We start from the raw sequence: 21,028 nt of genomic DNA, 5'->3' as shown, positions 1-21,028 counted from the left end.
GGTTCGTTCTCTAAAGTCCTACTGCCTCCGGGGCACTGATGCTCGCTCGGGATTCAGGTACACGATATCCGATAAGCGCAGAGCACCGAGGCAAGCGGGTTCATGGGAAGGAATATGATGTCTGCAACCGGCAAGGCGATCTCTTTCGCAGCCCCGCATGGCTCATGGCAACGAGGTGGCAAGGAGAACGCCGATGGTCTCTTGCGGCACTACCTGCCGAAGGGCACAGACCTGTCGCTACGGCCAGGAAGAACTCGACGAGATCGTCGACTCACCGAGACCGCCCCCCATGATCCCTTCAAGTCAGCTACCTTATCTCGGATATGACTCTATCCGCAGTCTTGCGAATTCCAGTACCACGAGAGGAACCCTTTATGGCAACCAGATCCCCATCTTCCACCAGTGTCGAAAGCTCACCCATTAACTCATCGGTATCCTGAAGGATTCCATGAAACACCAAACCGTCCAGCCCCGCCATTGCTGGTTTGACTTCATCACCAAGCCCTATTACCAGGTCGGGTGTAAATTCATCAAGCAGTGCAGCGATCTCAGAATAAATATTTCTCTCATGCTCACCCAAGTGAACAAGTCTTCCAAGAACAAAGATTTTTTTACCGGTCACCTTCTTGGCTGAGAGAACTTTCAGGACTTCCTTGACTGAATTGATCGTTGCGTTTTTGGTGTCATCAACGAACTCTATATTCTTGCCAAATAACGCACCGGAGTAGAAATCAAGAACCCTTTTCTCTTTTGGTGATGAGGCGAGACTTGTCGCGGCTTCAGCCAAGTTCAAGCCAAGAGCCTTGCATGCCGACAACACAGCCAATGAATTATAGGCCATTGCTCGGCTTGGCGTAGGTATTGTATACTCGATGATCTCGTCGTCAATGGAGCAGAGAACTTTCCCGCTGCCACCGGCATTCACATCAAAATGCTTTAGCGAAACAGTCGAGTCATCATCACCATAAGACACTGGGTTATTGCTGAAGGCATTTGCCATGAAGGCCAAATGCTGGGAATGTTTTGTATTGTTGCAATATACCGCCCCGCCTTCCTTGCCTAAACCCTCATATATCTTCGACTTATAATATGCCGTTTTCTCCGAAGACTCTATGAGCTCAGGCTGACTCACGTCGATGGATGTGATGATAGAAACATCCGGGGAGATGAGTTTCCCAACATGGTTCTCATACCTATAGAACCCACTCAAGGCTGCTTCAACAACACAAAAATCATAATCATCATTAAGGTTGGACAAGAGCGCCGAAATGCCATAAATCGTATTATGATTACTATCGGTGCTAAGCACCGAAAACCCCATAGACCTCAGCACATGTGACAGCATCAATACCGTACTGCTTTTTCCAGCAGATCCGGTAACCGCCAGGACCTTACCTTTAAACTTCCTTCTCGCCGACTTTCCTGCGTCTAGAAAATATTGCAATGTGTTTTCGACATACTTGACTGGTATTCCTTCCCCATCAAACTCACGACTGGCAATAATCTCCCTGACATTGCTTCTTTTTGCCTTCTCGATGATTTCATGATCATCCTTTCCGTGTTGACCAGAATGAACCCTCCTCCCTTTACTCCAGTTGTCGTCGACGACCACAAGAGCATTGCCATTACGCATTTTTTGCAGGCAATAGTCCATCCCGCTGAATGACTTTTCTTTTTCTGGCGCCTCGTTGCTTCTATCAACTTCGTCGACCACGTATGTCTTGAAGCCCGTTCTTTTATTGTCTGTACATATCTTCTCTGAGCGAATGCTTGACCGCAACATCTCATCGACAGTAAGACTCACGACAAAGCTATATGGTTCCGCCTGCTTAGCCTTATATCTTCCGGGAGAATTGAAGACAAAATTCCCGATTGAATGAAAAATCTTGCCGCCTCTATACGTCTCTACAGCGTCAGCTTTATGCGATCCATGCGCTACCACATGATCCGCACCCGCATCGATGATGGCCCGGGACCACTCTCGATGCTTCTCGCTCGTATCCTGGTAATCGATGCCCTGCCAGTGAGGACAGACGATAATGATACCGTCAGGGTCTGCAGACTTGACTTTCTGGATTTCGCGTGACATTGCCTTGAAGCTCGTGCTGGCAATGCCCGGCTTATCTTTCTTGGCAAAGAAACCGTATCCCATGTAGCGCCTTGTCGAGCGCATACCATTGAATATGTAGAGGTTCTTCACCCCGTCTTCTGCATTCATCTGTATATGATAGGGCTTACGTGCTTCCTCGAGATTCCTGCCGGCGCCAATAACGGCAATGCCATGACTTTTCAGCTTCTCGATCATGGCCAACATCTTGTCTGGCCCGTAATCCATTGTATGATTGTTGGCCAAGGTGACGGCCGTTACCCCTAGCTCCTTGAGAACCTCAATGGTCACATCTGGATCATCACAGCCGGGATATTCCTTACCTTCTATAGGTGCGCCGGGTGCATGACTAAGCACCGTTTCGAGGTTCACGATGACTTCATCGCTTCCGTCGATAAGAGGCCTGACCCCATCAAAGAATGAGATGGGGTTGTCCTGTAAGCGCTCATAAGCCTCGGCATATTTTCTCTTTGACTTCTCGAGATAGTAATACCCCAGACTCGTATCGCCACAAAAGGTGACGGTGAGCGCCTTGGTCGTCACTGGAGGCTTTTCAAAGAATACCAGCGACTCACCTGACCGGTTATGCTCATAGACTCGTTTTGCCAATTCACTGCACCTCACATCATGGCCAAGTTTGAAGGACATTGACTTATCTGTCATATCCACACTGCCGTCCAACCATTCCTCACAGGCTTCAGAAAAGCTGGTGAACGCCCCCTGGCTCAGAGGCCTCTCGACCAAGTTACAAGCAGGAAGGCTTCTTAAACTCTTCGACCTGGAGAGAGAGAGGGCATGATCAACAATCGGTGAAACTATGTTTTTTGGATTACCGTAGCTAGGGTAACAATGGCCACTCAATCCTGGTGCTATATTGCCTTCCAGGACGATATAGCTTTCTCTTGTCGGCACCCCTGAAAAGCTCTTTGATATAATATCCACACCAAGAACAGGGATATTCTTTGCTACCCGAGAGACATGCTCGGCAATCCTGAGATAGTCGGGATGAACGAGATCGCTGATTTCCAGGGTATCGGCACCAGTACTGGCGCCTGCCTTGTGGTCGATGAGCACATAGGTCCCTCGCTCGGGCACGTCATCCAAGGAGAAGCCCTGTGCCTTGATCAGCCCGACCCGATGCTCGTCGAGCTTGATCTGACGTATGACCTGGCCCGGACTTTTCCGCTTCTCCGCATTCTTTTCTTCGATCAGTTCGTCGACGGTCTTTACGCCATCACCAACGACGATTGGCGGAATCCGCCTACAGACACTGACGCATTTTCCACCAACCACGAGGAAGCGAGCTTCAACTCCTCCCGAGAACTGATCTTCTATGAGAATATCGCTCTCGTCTCGATTTTCCTTGACCGCCAGGTCCCAGGCATAATCGAACTGGTCGTCACTTTTGACACCAACAGTGACCCCTTTACCCTTATGCCCACATGCTGGCTTGATGACACAGGCGGTCTGACTCTTGGCAACGAATTGCCTGCCCCCTTCCTTGTCATGCGTGGGCACTGCGACACCCGTCGCGACGCTGATTCCACTTTCTGATAGTGCTCTCTTGAAGACAGCCTTGTCTCGTAATAGACTTATCGCTCCACGAGAATAGCCCCTCAGGTGAGAAAAGGAAAACGAGAGCCTAGGCTCCAGGTCAATCACCTCGAATCTTGACTTCTTCTCCCATACAACGAAATGCCCTCGTCGCTGAAACTCCGCCGCGATCATGAAGGCATTGAGATTCCTTAATTTTTCACTTTGTATTCTCAAGTGCACCGGGCTACTGAACTTATTCAGCTGACCATCCAGGTATTCCCTGATGTCTTCATAATCGAAATGCTCGTTGAGTACTGCCATCTTACCCCCCCCGGCCCGAACGTATCACCTTGACATCTACGCTGGTCGGGATCTCTTCGATCCCCAGGCCGTTGGCATAAGCCCATGTCAAGGCGGAACCCGCCCAGGCCGGCCCCGAGGCATGGAAGCGCACCCGTCCCGTCACCTGATCCAGCTCCTCGATTGCCAGCTCCATCCCCAGTGCCTGAGCGGTGCGCCGCAGTTCCCTTTCGAGACGCTCGCCACGGCTGATACCGGCCAGCACCGCCTCGATTTGCAAGGGGGTTTCCAGGGAGATATCCGGCGAGCAACCTGCCACCAGCTCCAGCAGCCGTTGCGTCACCGCCGGATGCTCGTCATAGAGCTTGTAGCACTTGAGGTGCTCTGATAGGGAAATGACCGCGTGGTTACCCTCCTTGGCTTCGCTGGCCGGATCCTCCACGACCAGGTCGATGCGCAAGAAGGCCATGCCCTGCATGACCTTGGCGACCTTCTCTCCCAGGGCTCGGTAGCTCTCATGCAGGTTATCGGCCGGTTGCCAGGCCTTGTCCTGTAGCGGCTTGTGGAAGGCCGCCGCCAGCTGGCCTTCGGCCATGATCAGGCGCAGGTGTCGACCCGCCAACTGCTTCTCCAGCAGGTAGCGCACACTGAGGGGCAGGAAGCGACGACCATGTTCGTCCACGTGGTCTTCCGAGAGACGCGTCATGGCGTAGGGGGAAGCCGTGAGATCACTGGCCTTGTTCTTCTTGAGCTCACGCGACTTGCGAAAGAGGAACTCCAGTTCGTTTTCGTTGGAGATGTCCGTGATGAACTCTTCGTACAGGGTATTGCGAATCACCGGCTTCAAGACCACCGGATAGCCGATCTTCTTGGCATAGCGCAGGTGGTCGCGCTGCGAGCGCCCAGAAAAGGAAGCCGCCTTGACGACCTTGATGCCGTGGCGCTCCAGGCGGGCACGCCAGGCACGAATGTCCTGGCAGAAGTTCACGGCCGGCAGCAGGTTGCGGCCGCTGACGCCACAGACGAAGCCTGCCGGTTTACCAACGGACTCCCCATCGGCGTGACGATCATAGTAGTAAGCGAGCTGACGAGGCAGCAGCATAGTGCGAGCGCTGGCCGGCAAGCGTTGGGCATGAATCAGCAGCCCTTCCTTGGCGATGCTGGGCAGGCTATCCAGCAGTGCCCGGAAGCTATCGATTCTGACATCCATGGGTCTCTCGCCTTTATCGTATGAGGGTGAAGCCATCGTGCAGAGGCTCCTTGACATGCATGACCCTGACCGAGGTCGGCAAGGCCTCGGAAGGGCCGCGAATGCAGGCGGTGGCGAGTGAGGCAATGGCGACCAGTGAGCCCTGCAAGACGGCCTCTACCGTGCGCTTGTCACGATTCTTCACATAGCCCGTCAGGCCCCCCTTCTGCGCATGGCGGCTCACCCACTTGCGAAAGCCCACTCCCGTGACCCTCCCGCGCACCCTCATCTTCACCGAGACCTGACTGTCGTCCAGCGGCGTCAATGGCATGCCCTGGTTGTGCAGGATCGCCTCGATGGCCTGGCGCGGAACGTTCACGGGCTCACCGAACATCGGGTAGCAAGCGGTCCCGATGGCGGCATGTGCATTGAGCTCGCAGATGCCGATGTCGGTCTCTCCCACCGGCTTGCGGTGATCTTCGATCAGAAAGTCGATGCCGCAGTAATCCAGGCCGGGAACGGCCTTTACCGCATCCTCCGCCACCTTGATGATACTCGGGTGCATCTCGTGGTGAACGTTGACGCTGTCGCCGCCTTGAGAGAGGTTGCAGGAACCGGAAAGGTTGATCCGCTTGCCCAAGGGGGGAACGGAATGCAGCGTATACCCCAGCTTGTCGAGTTGATACTGGGTCGATTCCGTGTAGACGATGGGCCGGGACTTGAGATGAGGGATATTCTGCCGGTAGCGGTTCTTGATCAGGATCAGCTCGGCGATAGTATGTTTGCCGTCGCCGGTCACCGAGGCAGGAGCCCGCAATGTAGCGGCACGCACCTTGCCCCCGATCACCATGATTCGATAATCCTCGCCGAAGATATGCTTCTCGACGATGAAGTCATCGTGTCCCAGCTTGCTGGACTCCAGCACATGGAAGGCGCTCTGCAGCTCCTCATCGCTGCGAATATTCGGTACCACCCCGATGCCGCGAACACCGGTAGCCGGTTTCACCACGACCGGATAGCCGATCAGGTTGGCATAGCGCATGGCGTTATCATGATCGCCGGAAGGAAACATCCTGCCGCGAGGAACCGGGAACCCAAGAGGCGCCAGAAACTCCCGTGTCGCTTCCTTGTGTGTGCACAAGGCGATGGCATCCACCGAGACCAGCGGCGAACGGCTGAGCTTGAAGTAGAAGCGCTGGTCTCCCTTGTCGGCGGTGAAGACTCCCTTGCCGGTCCGCAGCACATTGAAGCCTTGGCGCAGGCACTCGCGCTCCATCAGGTGGCTCTTGGCGTCCATGGTGCCAAGCGGCAGCATCAGTGGCGTATCATCGAAGGCATTGGGGTGAAGCGGTGGAGAGGGCTCCTGTGGAACATCCTTCAATCGCGGCTGGTAGGTATAGGTCGGCGCTTCCGCCTCTGGAAGATAGAGCACCCTCTCGGCGCGGAAGAACAACGCCTCGCTTGCTGAAGTCACCTCCTCCGCCGGCTGTTCGCCATTACCTTCCCGCTGAATCTGTCGAGCGAGATCGGCAAACAGTTGCTTGAGCGCCATGTGAATGCTGTTAACCGCACGCTGGACCTTGACCCACTGGCGCAACTCAAGCGCCTTGGCGTTGTCGATCAGCTCCAGTGTGGGCTCAACCCAGGCTTTAAGGTGTCTGGCCAGTTGCCCCTTGGCCAAGGCCTCGGCATCGAGTTGACTGCCCATCAGCCTGGAGACGACGGTCTCGAGATAATCCCAGTAGCGACCGACCATCGGCTTGTCGGGGCGAAGACCCATCGCTCCCTCTATGGCACTGACAAACTCCCGATCTAGAGCACTGACCGTCACCTTCAGATAGTAATTCACCTCTTCCTTGGCCGCCTTTTTATCGACCGCTGCGGTGAGCCTTTCAGCATGAGGTCTGGAGTAAGCGACCAATTCAATTCGCTTGACTTTACAATTCTCTTGCGGCATGTCGCACCATCGTCAAAAAGCCGGACGGATGATTCCGCCCGGCGCGATCGGTCAGTTGGCGCCTTGCAGCGCCTTGGCCAACGTTTCGTCACTGTACTTGAAGCGCTGACTCTCCACGGATTCACGGCTGAGGAAGCGATCATCGAACACGCTCCTGAGCAGTGACTTGCGCGCCTCGCGCTCAGGCCGGCGCCCCTCTACCCCATAGGCCCGGTGGAACATCAGGCGCCGCTTGAGGGCGGAGCGGCATACATTGGTTGCCCAACCGCTTCCTTCCGGCGCCACCAGTTGAGTGCCATTCCTTTCGGCCCGCGGGTGGACCAGGCGCACCTTTTTTTCCCTCTTGAAGGTGGCCGGGAAGTAGCGACAGTTACTCAGGCTCTTGGCAAGCGCCAGAATGGTCAAGGTGGTGAAGTTGGAGGTATTCTGCAGGTTCCCGAGGAACACCCCACCGTCGAATCCCAGTTCCTTGGCCACGCGCTCGGTTTCCAGCACTTCGTGGAAACCGCCGGCCTTCTGGGGCGTTATCTTGAGATCGACATTGGCCATATAGGGGGCCAGGGTACGCACGGACGCGACACCCCACACCGGCTTGGCCAGCATGATGCGAATCCGCTTGCCCTTGGCATAGGCGAAAGCCTCGCGATAGAAGGCATCGGAAATCTCGGCGAAGGGATCTTCCACCACGACTTCGACGCCCATCTTCTCGGTCAGTCCGCTCAGCGAGATCTCGTCACAGAAGCGCTTCCACTCCTCCAATTGCCAACGCTGGCCGGCATTGAGGATGATACCCTCCAGTGAGTGCTGCTTGTCCTTCAAGGCAAACAACAGCGAGTTCACCAGAGCGCTGGCCTTGTCGGCTCCGATGCGGCGCCCACGCCGCAGCCAGCCTTCCACGGCCTTGCCATCCGCAATGTCGGCGAGTAACTTTTCGGTATTCTTGAGCCGGTCGTTGAACACATTGCGGACAACGGCCCGCTCACTGTTGCCGGATACCAGCTGCGCAACCGATACGCCATGATGCTTGGCGATGATATCCAGCAGGGCACATTCGGCGGCAAAGCAGACCGAGGGGCTGGGACGCTGCTGGGTATTGCCCTCTTCGGTGTAACCGAAGATTTCACTGACGACTTGCTGTACCACTCCATGCACCTGGTGGGCGTAGCCCTGCTCCCCCGCCAGGATGGGTAGCGACTTTCCAGCCAATCCCCGGGCTAGCTTCTTCCCATAGCGAGTCGCGCGAGACAGGGTCTCCGAGCTGATGCTGGAGGGCCTTGCCTCACCCAGTCCGATATACTCCTTCCCTTCCACCTCGGCCACGACCTTGAAGAAGATGGAATACTCCTCGGACTCTCTCCCGTTGAGCTGCTCACCCTGCTCCCTGTCGGCCCGACTGACGGGCTTGTTCTTCAATGTAAAAATATCAACTTGAGTAATCATTGCTGGAGACTCCGTGTCGTTCCATCATTTGCCTTTCTAGAACTCCCCCATTCCTGCCAATAACTTTATTTGTTTTTTCTCACTCATCAATCATGTAACTAGCAACCCCTCACTCTTGTAGAAATCCACCAGCACCTGGTTATCCAGCAAGGGGCTACTCATCTGGAATAATCGAACCTGGCTATAACTATTGCCTTCCAAGACGATGAAGCCATCATCATCAATAATGAGATCGAATCCGCAATATTTTATATACGGGAGATTTTCGAAGAGTCGACATATATCCGCCTTTATATCCTCCCAGTGTGGCACTCTCTTCTCAGAGATTTTCTCGCCGGTGTCGGGGTGGCTTTCCCAGCGCTTCCCGGCATGCTTGCCTTCAGCAGCGACGGCATGACTCAGTTCGCCATTGGCAAGATTGATCTCGGCACTGAGCCCGCCCAACGAAAAGTTGTCGATCGGATAGGACTCGCTAGTCCCGATACGTTGTACGGCACGTATCACCTGTCCTTGGCGCGTCACGGGATGACGGATGACCAGCACCCTGAGCGTATTGACAGTGAGAGGAAACAACGCCTGGGTAAAATCACCTTGCTGTATGTAATCATTGAGAATGAAGGGGACCTCTTGAGCCGCGAGCACTTCGGCGAGCTCGCTGACCTTCACGACGACACGGGCCCCCTCCTCATCGTTGGTCTCTATTACCGCATGATGCCGGTCAGTACGGATGAAATAGACGCTCCCACCACCGCCTCCGCCCAGTGGCTTGGCAACCATCATACGGCCTGAGTCCTGGCCACTGATAATCCGATCCCACAACTCGCCGTAGGGGATCGCTCGGCCATTACGAAAGATGGCGATGATACCGGGCACCCGACAGTAGCGCCCGAAGACCTGTGTGAAGAGCACTTTATTGTTGAAGACGATGCTATAGGGCCCGTTGACCAGCCGCGTCAACCAACGTTGCACGTCGCTAAGATAGAGGTCGATATTGTCACGGTTCAGGCCATAGAGGCGTATCTTTTCCGGGAGAAAGCCCCGCTCATAGAGAAGCTCGGCCTGCTCTTCACTGATCTTCCCCAGGTCGGGGTCGGCATGGAAATCCAGGGTGAAACGTTTGAGCAACGATAGGCGCTCGACCCCACTCAGATTGGCCATGAAGTGGCGATGGTGGTCCTCGGGCAGGTCAGGCAAGGGAGCCGACCCACCGGGATCGCACGCAGTGATGGCAAACTCATTCATGCTTCGTCAGCCTAGATACCAAACTCACGGATGAATTCGATGGCCGCCTCGGAATGCATCAGGGGACCATGTACTTGAAAAGCCGCGCCGCAAGGTCGGCTGCGTAGCTCGATCAGGCGGGGAGCCGTACCGCAGATATCGATTTCCAGCTGGGCGAAAGTGAAGATGGGCTTGTGGGCGATAACGGCCAGGATCTCCTCTCGGCTGCGCTGCCAGAGCTCGAGGTAACGCCGCCGCTCCCATGGCTTCGGGCGTCCGGGGCCGGAGATCACGCCGCCTGCCCGGTAACGCACCACGCTCTTGACCCGACCGCTGTTCAGCGAGAGCCTCAGGCTCATGGCGGGGCGATGCTGGCTCTCGGCCCGAGCCACCACGGCCGCCAGGGGAATCAATCCCGCACGCGCCGGGTCCAGCATCACCAGCACCTTGAGGCGTGGGGCCGAGTCGTCGCCTTCCCCAGGGGGGCGCATGGGGACGCGTCGATTGAACAGCTGAAATTGCAGGGCGGGTGATTCGAGCATCTTGCGGGCATGACCATTGGCCAGTGGCAACAGTTGGGCCTGCAAGTCACTGATGTAGGCATCGGCCTGGGAATTCGGCAAGCCATACAACGACTTCTTGTCCGGCAAGAACCCGCGGTTGTGCAGGTACTCGGCATCGTCGTGGGACAGCCTGGGCGCCGCTCGGCGAAACTCCTGGCTGAAAGTCCGCCAGGCTTCGACGCCCTCCGCCATGTCCAGCCGCTTGACGCGCCCCTCGTGGCTGAGATCGGCGCTGCGCTTGGTGTTGTAGATGACGCGTGAATGGCGTCCCCCGCTCAAGTAGGGCAAGCGCTCGCGGATACCGGCCAGATGAGGCGTGGGGCGCCGCTCTTCATGCCGCCCATGGCGAAGGTAGTGCAGCAGGGGGTTGATACCCGAGTCTCTGACATCCTCGTACTCGTCGAGATACCAAGCCGTATGAAAGCCTGGCCCCGGGCTCAGGCCTTGCCTGGCTCCCTGGACCATGAAGTGCTTGAGCGGGTCGCGGAGTGCCTTGGGGTCTTGCTGAAGCTCCGGGTGATTGGCGAGATACCACTCGGTGTTGAAATAGCCACTTCGCAGGACTTCGGCGCGCTGCTTGGCTTGCGGATGCTTCAGGAGCTCTAGCAACGTCTTTTTGGTCTTGTCGGTCACAGGCGTCGGCATCAGGACTCCAAGCGATTGACATGGCTGGAGATGAAAGGGTCATCGAGCAAGGGGCGGTGGATCTGGTGCGTGGCGAGTTGCCCCTCGCAGGCGGCGAAGAAGCAAGGCCCATCGTCGGTAAGCACGAAGGAGAGGTTGCACGTTCGCAGATAGGAGGCTTCGTCGAAGAAGGCCATCAGCATCCTGCGTATCTCTTGCCAACCGGGCAGCGACTGTCCCACGATGCGGCTACCCGACTGAGGATGAACGGCATAGTCCGTCAAGGCCCGACGGCCCTCATCCAACCCCTTGCAGGCAGTGATCAGGCCCGTTTGGTGGTCGATAGCGGCACTGAGGGCACCCTCCTCGACGCGCAAGGCGGCCTCGCCATCCTTGCCCTGCCGACCGATCAGCAGGGTCGCGGAGGCGAGTTGCGGCCGCCATTCGTGCTGCTCACGCACCAGGAGGACATTCAGCAGGTTCAGGTGCCCGGGCGCCAGGGTTTCGGCGAACGCCCCCTGGGAGACGTGTTCGCTCACCACATAGGCACTCCCATGCTGCCGTGCCTGCTGCTGCAGGTTGCTCACCAACTCGTCGCTTCCGCCTTCCCCCAGGGCCGAATGGAAGCGCCCTTCGCGCAATGCCACCCGCTGATAGGGCATGGCAGCGCCGCTCTGCATGGGGTGGACGATCAATTCTCCCGGGGCATGGTCGTCCTGGTGCCACCAGGGGGCCGCGACCCACTGCACCTCTTCCGCAGTGACCACGCAGTAGATCTCGGGGGCCGGGCAATAGTTGCTCACCACGTGTGAGCACAGCACCCGGTCGGCCATGACCGTCTGATACTTGGCATTGGCCGCCTGCAGGCGCATGGCCTGGAAGTCACTGAGGTAGCCGTCGGCGCCATGTTCCGCCATGTCGTACAGCGCCCAGCGGCTGCGCAGGAAGCCGGCATGGAAGAGCCGTTGCTGGAGGTCCTCGGACAGCCCGAAACCCGGCTCTTCCCAGTAGGCGAGCGAGAAGGACTTCCAGGCCTGCAAGGCCTCACCATCCCGCGCGTTATGGATGGACTGGTGGTATCCGCTGAACATGGCTCAATTGATCTCGCTGGTGTGAAAATCGGCGGCAAGACGATCCTTGGTGGAGAGGGTTGGTTCGCCACCCCAGCTCCAGTCGGCACGCTGCCAATCGATAGCCAGCGCGGGGTCGTCCCAGCGAATGGCGCGCTCACCCCGAGGGGCGTAATAGTCGGTGGTCTTGTAGAGCACCTCGGCCTGCTCGCTGAGTACGAGAAAGCCATGGGCGAAGCCTTCCGGCACCCAGAGCTGTTGGTGCGTGATGGCGGATAGGCGCGCGCTTACCCACTGGCCGAAGGTGGCGGAGTCGCGACGGATGTCCACGGCGACATCGAGGATCTCGCCGGCCAGCACTCGCACCAGCTTGCCCTGGGGCCGCTGTACCTGATAGTGCAAGCCGCGCAGTACCCCCTGACGGGAGCGGGAATGGTTATCCTGCACGAAGGTGGTGCTCACACCGGTGAGGGCTTCGAAATCGCGCTGGTTGAAACTTTCCATGAAGAAGCCACGCTCATCGCCATGGACCTCGGGGGTGAGCAGGATGACATCGCGAATGGAGAGGGGTTGGGCATGCATAGCGGTCTTCGCCCGAGGAATCGGGCGCCTACGGAGTCGGGTTCACAAGGGTCAGGAGGTAGTCACCGTAGCCGGTCTTGGCCAGTGCCTGGCCGCGTCGGACCAGGGCCTCATCGTCGATCCAGCCGTTGCGCCAGGCGATCTCTTCCAGGCAGGCGATCTTGAGTCCCTGGCGGTGCTCGATGGTCTGCACGTACTGAGCCGCTTCCAGCAGGCTGTCGTGGGTACCGGTATCCAGCCAGGCGAAGCCACGGCCCAGGCTTGCCACATGCAGGTCGCCACGCGCCAGGTAGGCGTTGTTGACGCAGGTGATCTCCAGTTCGCCACGGGCGCTGGGCTTCACCCCCTTGGCGATCTCGATGACGTCGTTGTCGTAGAAGTAGAGCCCGGTAACGGCATGCTGGGATCGGGGGCGGGCGGGCTTTTCCTCGATGCTGATCGCGCGACCCTCGCCATCGAACTCCACCACACCGAAGCGCTTGGGGTCCTTGACGTAGTAGCCAAATACGGTAGCGCCCCGCTGCTGCCGGCTCGCCTGCTGGAGCTGTCCAGTGAAGTGTTGGCCATGGAAGATATTGTCACCCAGCACGAGACTCACGGGGTCATTGGCGATGAAACGTTCGCCGATGAGGAACGCCTGCGCCAGGCCATTGGGCGAGCGCTGCTCGGCGTATTCGAGGGATACCCCCAACTGCTCGCCATCGCCCAGCAGGCGCTGAAAGGCAGGCAAGTCGTCGGGGGTCGAGATGATCAGAATGTCACGTATCCCCGCCAGCATCAGGACCGATAGCGGGTAGTAGATCATCGGCTTGTCGTAGATGGGCAGCAGTTGCTTGGACACCCCATGGGTAATGGGATAGAGCCGACTGCCGGTGCCGCCCGCCAGTACGATGCCTTTGCGTTGCATGCTGTCAAACCTCATTTGCCCGATCCATCGGGCACCTGCGAGTGGTTGTCGCCGCGATACCGCATCACTCGAACTGGCCAGCCGCTAGCGCTTCAGCGACTCGGCCAGCGTCGAGACGAGCGGGTCTTCCCAATGCGGCAGCGCCACATCCAGCGCCTCCTCGAGCTTGTCGAGGCACAGGCGCGAGTTGAGCGGGCGAGTGGCGGGGGTGGGGTAGTCGGCCGTGGGGATAGCAATCACCCCGTCGGGAGAGATGGCCAGGGGCAGCCCCTGGGCGATGGCGTGCCGGAAGATCGCCCGGGCGAAGCCATGCCAACCCGTCGCTCCCCTCGGGGCCAGGTGATAGAGGCCACTCTCCAGCCGCCGCTGGAGGGCCTGGGCAGTGACCTTCGCCAGCAGACATGCCGGCGTCGGCGCGCCGATCTGATCCGCCACCACCTCGAGCCGGTGACGCTCCTGCCCCAACCGCAGCATGGTCTGCATGAAGTTGCTGCCATGAGCACTGTAGACCCAGCTGGTTCGGAAGATCAGGTGTTGGCAGCCGCTCAGCTGAATGGCCCGGTCGCCTTCCAGTTTGGTCCGGCCATAGACGTTGAGCGGTTGGGGGACATCGTCTTCTCGCCAGGGCGTATCGCCGTGGCCGGAATAGACGTAATCGCTGGAGAAGTGGACCAGCCGCAGGTCGTGCGCCTCGGCGTAGTCGGCCAGCTGGGCGGGTAGCTCGGCATTCAGGCGCCGTGCCAGGTCCGGTTCGCGTTCGGCTCTGTCGACCGCCGTATAGGCGGCGGCATTGACGATCAGTTCGGGACGGGTTGTCTCGAGCCAGGCGTTGACGGCCCTGGAGTCGGTCAGGTCCAGCTCGGCGCGGCTCGGTGCCAGCACCCTGCCGAGCGGGCTGAGCCGACGTTGCAGTTCGAAGCCGACCTGGCCGCTACCCCCGGTAACCAGAATGTTCATGGCGGTCATCCCTGTCATCAAAGGCGTCGGTCAGGCCGAGGCGCTGTCCCAGATAGCTGCCATCCTGGATACACCGCCACCAGTCCTCGTTGCTCAGGTACCACTCGACGGTCCTGCATAGCCCGCTCTCGAAGGTCTCCTGTGGTACCCAGTCCAGCTCGCGCGCGATCTTGCCGGCATCGATGGCGTAGCGTCTGTCGTGGCCAGGGCGATCGGCGACGAAGGTGATGAGGTCACGGTAACGGGTATCCTGCGGCACCCGTTCCTGCAACAGGTCACAGATCGTCTCGACGACCTCGAGATTGCTCTTCTCGTTGAGGCCGCCGATGTTGTAGGTCTCCCCTGCCCGCCCCTGCATCGCCACCTTGATCAGTGCACGGGCGTGATCCTCCACGTGGAGCCAGTCGCGAATCTGCTGGCCATCGCCATAGATCGGCAGCGGCTTGCCGGCCAGGGCGTTGAGGATCATCAGCGGAATCAGTTTCTCCGGAAAGTGGTAGGGCCCGTAATTGTTGGAGCAATGGGTGACCAGCGTGGGGAGGCCGAAGGTGCGGTGCCAGGCGCGCACCAGGTGGTCGGCGCCGGCCTTGCTGGCCGCATAGGGTGAGCTCGGTGCATAGGGGGTGGTTTCGGCGAACAGCCCCTCCGCGCCATCCAGGTCGCCATACACTTCGTCGGTGGACACATGATGGAAGCGAAAGTCGGCGGCCTTCTCCGGGACGGAGCCCTTCAGCGCCGTCCAGTAGCCGCGCGAGACTTCCAACAGCACCGACGTGCCCACCAGGTTGGTGTGGATGAAATCGGCCGGCCCCTCGATGGAACGGTCGACGTGGCTCTCGGCCGCCAGGTGCATGACCACGTCGGGCCGATGCTGCTCGAAGACCTGCTGCATGGCAGGGACATCGCCGATATCGGCCCGGACGAAGACATGCCGCGGGCTGTCGGCGATGGGCTCCAGCGACGCCAGGTTGCCGGCATAAGTCAGCTTGTCGACGCTGACCACGCGATGGTCGGTGTTGCCGATGAGTTCACGCACCACCGCGGAACCGATGAAGCCCGCCCCGCCAGTGATCAAGAAGGTCTTGGCCATATCAGTCGCGATGATCGCGCACGATCAGGATCAGCATATTGAGGATGAAGGTCACGAACAGGGCGACGATGCCGAACACCGTCGCGTTATACAACCGACGCGGCTCGGTGGCGTATTCGGGGAGCACCGGGCTCTGCAGCACGGAGACCTGCTTGAGTGTGCGGGCCGCTTCGATGCGCGTATTTTCCAGGGCGGCCATGGCACTCGAATAGGTTTCCTGGGCAAACTTGGCTCGCTGCTCCAGGGTCTGGTATTCCGAGGAGACCCGGTTCAGTGAATCACCCGCCACCTGGGCAAGGCGGCCCCGCTCCTTGCCGATCTGCTCGCGCAAGGCCTCTACCTCACTCTCGATGCGCACCATCTCGGCCGACTGGGCACTGTGGAAAGAGGCCAGGGCACTGCGGCGTGCCTCCAAGCGGGCCAGCTCCCCCTCCAGGGTGGCAACGACCTGGTTGAGGTTCTCCACGGTCTTGATCGGCGAGATCAGGCCGTGTTCGTTCTGATAGTCGAGGAGATCGGCGCGGGCCTTATCCAGCCGCCCCTCCAGTCGCCCCAACTGTTGCTCGAGGAAGCGGACCTGCTCCTCGGCGAGGTGCTGCCCCATCTCATTCATATGCTGCTCGCCGGCCTCGAGCAGCAGAGCAGCGAGGTCGTGGGCGAATTGGGGGGTATTGGCCTGCACCTCGATCTTCAGCACCTTGGCATATTCGTCCATGTCGATCTTCACCCGGCGCTGGTAGTAGCGGTGCAGGTCCTCGATGGGGGCATCGGGATCACGTAGCCGCGAGAAGAAATCGCCATGGCTGGAGTAGTGCTCGCGAAGATCCAGCTGCTCCTGTGCCCGACGCAACATGTCGACCGACAGCAGGTGCTCGCGCAACAGCAGCAGATCGCTCGAGCCGCCGCCGCCGAGGATCGATGCAAACGACACCTCCGGAGAGGCGATCTGCGGGCTCTCCAGCACGACCACCGTGCGGGACACGTAGCGATCCGTCGCCCAGAACACCCAGTAGGCGCTCACCAGCACGATCGCGACAATACATAACCCCCAGTAGGAGTTACGCCTAAAGATTGCTTTCATCCAGGGACCTTATCGAAAAGAAACGTCAATCATCGTCATCGGTCGGCTCCTTGAAGGCGGCGAGCGTCGCCTTGTGTTGCCGGAGCTCTTCGCGCTTGCGCTTGATCGATGCCGTCAGGGTATCGAGATGGGCCTGGCTGGCACCCTCGGCTCGTGCCTGGGCATGGTCCGCCTTGGCGGCCCGCAACTCCTTGCGCGCCTTCCAGGTCGCCTTCCTGGCCTCCCGTAACGGCGCCGGATCTGGCATGCCGGAGGTGTCGTGATAGGCGGCTATCGCGTCGTCGATCTCGTCGAACCACTGGGCCCGCCCCTGATGGAGGAAAATGCCAGCCTGGCACATCTCCCGAAGGATGGACTCACCGTGTGAGACCATGATCAAGCTCGCCTTGCCGACTCGATCCCGGAAGGCCTGCTTGGCCTTGGCCTTGAAGGCCCGATCCCCCACCGACGTGGCCTCGTCCGAGAGGTAGACATCGAAGTCGAACGCCAGCGAAAGCCCGAAGGCCAGACGCGAACGCATCCCCGAGGAGTAGGTCTGCACCGGGCGGTCGAAGGCACCGCCGATCTCGGCGAACTCCTCGACGAACTCGATGATTCGCTTGACGCCCTGCCCACCGCCGCCATGCACGCGTGCCACGAACTGCACGTTCTGGCGCCCGGTCATGGAGCCCTTGAACCCTCCGGTCAGGCCGATGGGCCAGGAGACGCGGCAGCGGCGCTTCACCTCTCCCCGCTCGGGCGTATCCATGCCGCCGATCAATCGCAGCAGCGTCGATTTTCCCGCACCATTGGGGCCCACCAGTCCGACGCTCACCCCTCTGGGGATCGTCAGGTTGACGTCCTTGAGCACCCAGTCGTTGTAGCGGTGGTTGTGGTAACGCTTATAGAGCCTGTTGAGTTCGATCATGAGATCACTTGGCCTTCAACTCCTCCGCGAAGCGCAGATGAAGGATCATCCCCAGAGCGATCAGCGCCAGTGCGAACAACCAGACGTACAGCATGCTGATGCCCGGCACGGTCTTGTAACTCTCGAAGAAGCCGAGCCGCAGGAACTCGATGGCATGGGCGATCGGGTTGTAGAGCATCAGTTGCTGGATGTGATAGGGCTTCAGGCTCATCGGGATGATCACGCCGGAGATCAGCATCAAGGGCAGCGAGATCATCTTCACGATGCGCCCTATCTCGGGCACCAGGGCGGCGGCCGCCGATAGGGTGAGCCCCGCCCCGGCTCCCAGGGCCCATAGCGAGAGCCAGGCCCACATCGCGAACATGGGCAGGTCGGCATAGAGGTCGAGGCCCAGCATGACCCCACCCACGATGAAGATCAGGAAGATGAAGGTACGCAGTAGTCCCTCGAGGACGACCCTGATCAGCACCGGGTCGATCGGCAGGACCTGACGATAGGCGAACAGGCCCTGATTGGCTTCGATCGCCCCCACCGGACGGTTCATCCCCTCCCGAAACAGGAAGAACCCCATCAACCCGACGATCAGCCAGGGAATGAAATCGGCGCCGATGACGAAGCGGTCACCGCGGATCATGCTGCGTATCGCGATGAAGATACCGACGAAGGCGACCGGCTCGAAGATCATCCAGAACCAGGCGAAGCGGTCCGCCATGGTGCGCGAGATGGTTTCGCGCATGAACATCGCGAACCAGACGCTGCGCGCGACCTGCCAAGGCGTACGGACACCGTCGGTCGATGAGTTGGATTCGGGCATGTGGCACTACCTTGAGGAGCTCGGCCCCACCGGGCGAACCGCCGCCTCGGGCGGTATCGGCCCGATACGTTAGATATCGAGAGCGACCTTGGCGGCCACGGCGATCTGGTAGAGGATCTGGGTGATGGTGGAGGCGAGCTGCAGATTATTGCTCGGCACCCTGGGCATCACCAGGATCTCGTCGCCGGGTCGCAGGGTAACGTCGTCGGCATTGACCACGGCGCCGTTCTGGCGCGCCACCAGGATATGGTCATCGTCGGCGCGCTGGGTGAAGCCGCCGGCCGCTTCGATGTAATCACGCACGCTCGAGCCAGGGTCGTAGACCGCCGCCTGGGGCACCACGATTTCGCCGCTGACCAGGACGGAGTCGCTGCTCTCGGGAATGGTGATCACGTCCCCGTCCTGCAGTCGGATGTCGCTGATGCGATCACCCCGGGCGACGACCAGGCGGCCAGACGGCTCGACCTCACCGGCACGTTCGACGAAGCGCTCGATCAGCTCGGCTTCCTTGACGCGGGTGCGGGCTTCTTCGTCGGTACGGGTCGGCGCCCCCAGGTAGGTGGTCTCCAGGCGTCGCAAGCTGTCTTCGAGAGACTGTCGCTGCTGCTCGGCGATGCTTTCGCGACGCAGGGAGACGCTGTGCACGGCCGTCATGTCTTCCGGCACGGAGATGGCGTCGAGCAGTTCGCTCAGGCGAGCGTTACGCGGCAGGGCATAGCGGGAGGGTCCATAGTAGCTGCCCTCCACCTGGACGACGATGCTCTCGTCACGCTGGTCGGCGCTGAACGTCACCTCGTCACCGCTGCGCACCGTCTGGCCGTTGAAGTCGTCGAGCGGGAAATAGCGGGCGAAGGGACCGTCAGCGCGGGAACCACGCACCAGCACATGGGACACCCCGGCCTTGAGCCGCGCCAGGTTGGTCACTTCGGCGCCGGTCAGGCGATCGCCGATGAGTTCGTAGCGATACTCGCGCTGCACGTCGCCGACGACGGCCAGGGAGGGGCCGCGCTCTTCCACGATGATGGTGTCACCATCACGGAACTGCGGGCGGGGAATCGCACCATCGATCAGGAAATCATAGAGGTCGACCCGGGCAACGGTCTGGTTGTCGCGCACCACACGAATCTTGCGGTAGCTGCCCAACTCGTTGTCGATGCCACCGGCCTGGTCGAGGAAGTACAGCAGCGAGTCGTTCGGGGTACCGGCATAGCGGCCGGGGTTGTCCACGTAACCGGTCACGAACACCCCCACCGGCTGGACACCCTGCAGGTTGGTGTAGACCTCCACGTTGTCCGGATAGACGTCGTGAATCGCCTGGCGTACGGCGCTGTCGAGCTCCTGACTGTTCTGTCCCTGCACGGCCAGCGGGCCGCTGCTGGGGATGAAGATATTGCCCTGGGCATCGACGGTCAGTACGCGATCGATCTCGACGGCTCCCCAGGCACGCAGAGTGACCTGATCCCCGGGCTTGACGCGATAGCCGGGCGTCAGTCCGTCGGCCATGGTGCCGCGAAAGCCCCCCTCGAAAAGGTTGGCCCCGAAGGGAGGGAGTCGATCGGCGGCCTCGTCGAGGCGGTCCTGAGGGACGGGACCCACGGTGCCACTGCGCCAGTCGACACGCGGCGTGTCATCCACCTCCTCGGACGCGGAGGAGTCCCGCTTCTGCTGCTGCTCCGGCAGGATGCCGCTGGACGGGTTAACCGTCTGGGCTTGGGCCAAGGATCCCAGCAACGCACAGAGCAGACCGATGAGCAGGGGCAAACAGCGTTTCACTTGGAGCATCAGCGAGTACTCCCTGCACTCAGCATGTCGGTAACCAGGCGTTGGGATTCCCAGCCTTCTTCGGTTTCGCAGGCCACCACTCGACGGGTAGCGTCACTCGCCGAGATGACCTGCAGCTTGCGGCACTCACGACCGCTGGCGGCGTGATAGGGCTCGTCCGCCATGACCTCGACGTCACGACCCCAAGGACTCTCGGCCAGCGTGATCACGGCACCGACAGGCGCCTGGGCGAGGAAGCCACTGAGGTTCTCATCCAGGGTTTGCCCCTGGCCACCATCGACGACGCCGCCCGGCTTCGAGCCGGGGAATCCGCCCAAGGCGGCACAGCCACTCAGCAGTAGAGAGCATCCCATGACTGCCAGGCCGCACCGGGCCGGCCGGGAGAGCAGAAGATGGGCAATCGTTGGCATGGTGAGTCTCTATGTCAATGATGACACCTGGAATGGTCTCGATATTCAGGTGTCGGGAATTCGAATAGTAACTATGGTAGGCGAGGGCTAAGGCTTTCAGACACGCTACCGCCCAAGGATTGTAACGGGCGCATTCCCTTGCCCTGACCACATGGATGTCATCCTGACGTCCGGGCCAACACTGAAGGCTGCCCGCTGATCCGGGCTAATCCTACGTAGGAGAAATACCCATCTCCAGCCCAACGGTAACGGATGCACTGATTCCTAAGTTGATCAGTCGTCACTTGCAAACACCTCTGACTGCCAAGACATACATTGGAGCAAACACGCCCGTCTCCTAAGCCAAGATGTCGCCAATTGCCAACATGAAAGTCTGCTAATACATACACAATAAATCGGTCCTTCGTCGTTGGGTGGACGGCGTCTCCCTGAGCGGTGCCTGGACAAGGCCTCTACATGGACAGGCGGCAGGCTCAGGATCATGGAAATGA

The 21,028-nt window shown here is 59.6% G+C and carries 16 protein-coding genes and 1 pseudogene; 1 reads left to right on the top strand and 16 read right to left on the bottom strand.

Annotated features, from left to right (window positions below; genetic code table 11):
- Positions 1-126: 126 nt before the first annotated feature.
- Positions 127-265, top strand: a pseudogene (locus FHR97_RS20275) (IS30 family transposase); the annotation flags it as partial.
- A gap of 42 nt (positions 266-307) precedes the next feature.
- Here FHR97_RS20275 and FHR97_RS04960 read toward each other — a convergent pair.
- The 16 genes from FHR97_RS04960 to FHR97_RS04885 all read right to left on the bottom strand — a co-directional run bounded on the left by FHR97_RS04960 (position 308) and on the right by FHR97_RS04885 (position 20,537).
- Positions 308-3,964 carry a CapA family protein gene (locus FHR97_RS04960; RefSeq protein ID WP_183382668.1) on the bottom strand — a complete coding sequence of 1,219 codons (3,657 nt, stop codon included), beginning with the start codon at positions 3,962-3,964 and terminating at the stop codon, positions 308-310.
- A 1-nt stretch (position 3,965) separates the two neighbouring features.
- Entirely contained in the window at positions 3,966-5,153 is a 1,188-nt protein-coding gene (locus tag FHR97_RS04955) for a hypothetical protein (protein ID WP_183382667.1), read from the bottom strand.
- A gap of 13 nt (positions 5,154-5,166) precedes the next feature.
- Positions 5,167-7,089, bottom strand: coding sequence for an acylphosphatase (locus FHR97_RS04950; protein ID WP_183382666.1), 1,923 nt, complete (start codon positions 7,087-7,089; stop codon positions 5,167-5,169).
- Positions 7,090-7,140: 51 nt separating this feature from the next.
- Positions 7,141-8,529 (bottom strand): hypothetical protein, encoded by a 1,389-nt coding sequence (locus tag FHR97_RS04945; RefSeq protein WP_183382665.1) that lies wholly within the window; start codon positions 8,527-8,529, stop codon positions 7,141-7,143.
- Positions 8,530-8,619: 90 nt separating this feature from the next.
- On the bottom strand, positions 8,620-9,771 hold the full coding sequence (locus FHR97_RS04940; protein ID WP_183382664.1) for a sugar-transfer associated ATP-grasp domain-containing protein: 1,152 nt from the start codon (positions 9,769-9,771) through the stop codon (positions 8,620-8,622).
- A gap of 11 nt (positions 9,772-9,782) precedes the next feature.
- Complete coding sequence (locus tag FHR97_RS04935; protein ID WP_183382663.1) at positions 9,783-10,958, bottom strand: hypothetical protein; 1,176 nt, start codon at positions 10,956-10,958, stop codon at positions 9,783-9,785.
- Positions 10,958-12,028 carry a sugar-transfer associated ATP-grasp domain-containing protein gene (locus FHR97_RS04930; protein WP_183382662.1) on the bottom strand — a complete coding sequence of 357 codons (1,071 nt, stop codon included), beginning with the start codon at positions 12,026-12,028 and terminating at the stop codon, positions 10,958-10,960. The genes FHR97_RS04935 and FHR97_RS04930 overlap by 1 nt, the downstream gene beginning before the upstream one ends.
- 3 nt (positions 12,029-12,031) lie before the next feature.
- On the bottom strand, positions 12,032-12,589 hold the full coding sequence (rfbC, locus tag FHR97_RS04925) for a dTDP-4-dehydrorhamnose 3,5-epimerase (RefSeq protein ID WP_183382661.1): 558 nt from the start codon (positions 12,587-12,589) through the stop codon (positions 12,032-12,034).
- Between the two features lie 28 nt (positions 12,590-12,617).
- The gene (gene rfbA / locus FHR97_RS04920; RefSeq protein ID WP_183382660.1) at positions 12,618-13,496 is read right to left on the bottom strand and encodes a glucose-1-phosphate thymidylyltransferase RfbA; all 879 of its coding nucleotides are present in this window, start codon (positions 13,494-13,496) and stop codon (positions 12,618-12,620) included.
- A gap of 84 nt (positions 13,497-13,580) precedes the next feature.
- Positions 13,581-14,453, bottom strand: coding sequence for a dTDP-4-dehydrorhamnose reductase (gene rfbD / locus FHR97_RS04915; protein WP_183382659.1), 873 nt, complete (start codon positions 14,451-14,453; stop codon positions 13,581-13,583).
- On the bottom strand, positions 14,428-15,543 hold the full coding sequence (rfbB, locus tag FHR97_RS04910) for a dTDP-glucose 4,6-dehydratase (RefSeq protein ID WP_183382658.1): 1,116 nt from the start codon (positions 15,541-15,543) through the stop codon (positions 14,428-14,430). Before rfbB ends, rfbD begins: the two co-directional genes overlap by 26 nt.
- A 1-nt stretch (position 15,544) precedes the next feature.
- Positions 15,545-16,624 carry a KpsE/RkpR family capsule polysaccharide export protein gene (locus FHR97_RS04905; protein WP_183382657.1) on the bottom strand — a complete coding sequence of 360 codons (1,080 nt, stop codon included), beginning with the start codon at positions 16,622-16,624 and terminating at the stop codon, positions 15,545-15,547.
- Between the two features lie 25 nt (positions 16,625-16,649).
- Positions 16,650-17,531 carry an ABC transporter ATP-binding protein gene (locus FHR97_RS04900; protein ID WP_183382656.1) on the bottom strand — a complete coding sequence of 294 codons (882 nt, stop codon included), beginning with the start codon at positions 17,529-17,531 and terminating at the stop codon, positions 16,650-16,652.
- 4 nt (positions 17,532-17,535) lie between these two features.
- On the bottom strand, positions 17,536-18,345 hold the full coding sequence (locus FHR97_RS04895) for an ABC transporter permease (RefSeq protein ID WP_183382655.1): 810 nt from the start codon (positions 18,343-18,345) through the stop codon (positions 17,536-17,538).
- A 69-nt stretch (positions 18,346-18,414) separates the two neighbouring features.
- Positions 18,415-20,127: a polysaccharide biosynthesis/export family protein gene (locus FHR97_RS04890; RefSeq protein WP_183382654.1), complete on the bottom strand. Its 1,713-nt coding sequence runs from the start codon at positions 20,125-20,127 to the stop codon at positions 18,415-18,417.
- A complete protein-coding gene (locus FHR97_RS04885) occupies positions 20,127-20,537 on the bottom strand; it encodes a DVU3141 family protein (protein ID WP_183382653.1) in 411 nt (136 codons plus the stop codon). Before FHR97_RS04885 ends, FHR97_RS04890 begins: the two co-directional genes overlap by 1 nt.
- Between the last annotated feature and the right edge of the window lie 491 nt (positions 20,538-21,028).

The sequence above is a fragment of the Halomonas stenophila genome, assembly GCF_014192275.1.
In the GTDB taxonomy this organism is placed as follows: domain Bacteria; phylum Pseudomonadota; class Gammaproteobacteria; order Pseudomonadales; family Halomonadaceae; genus Halomonas; species Halomonas stenophila.
Note: the sequence above shows the minus strand (reverse complement) of the source record. Positions and strands in the feature narration are given on the sequence as shown.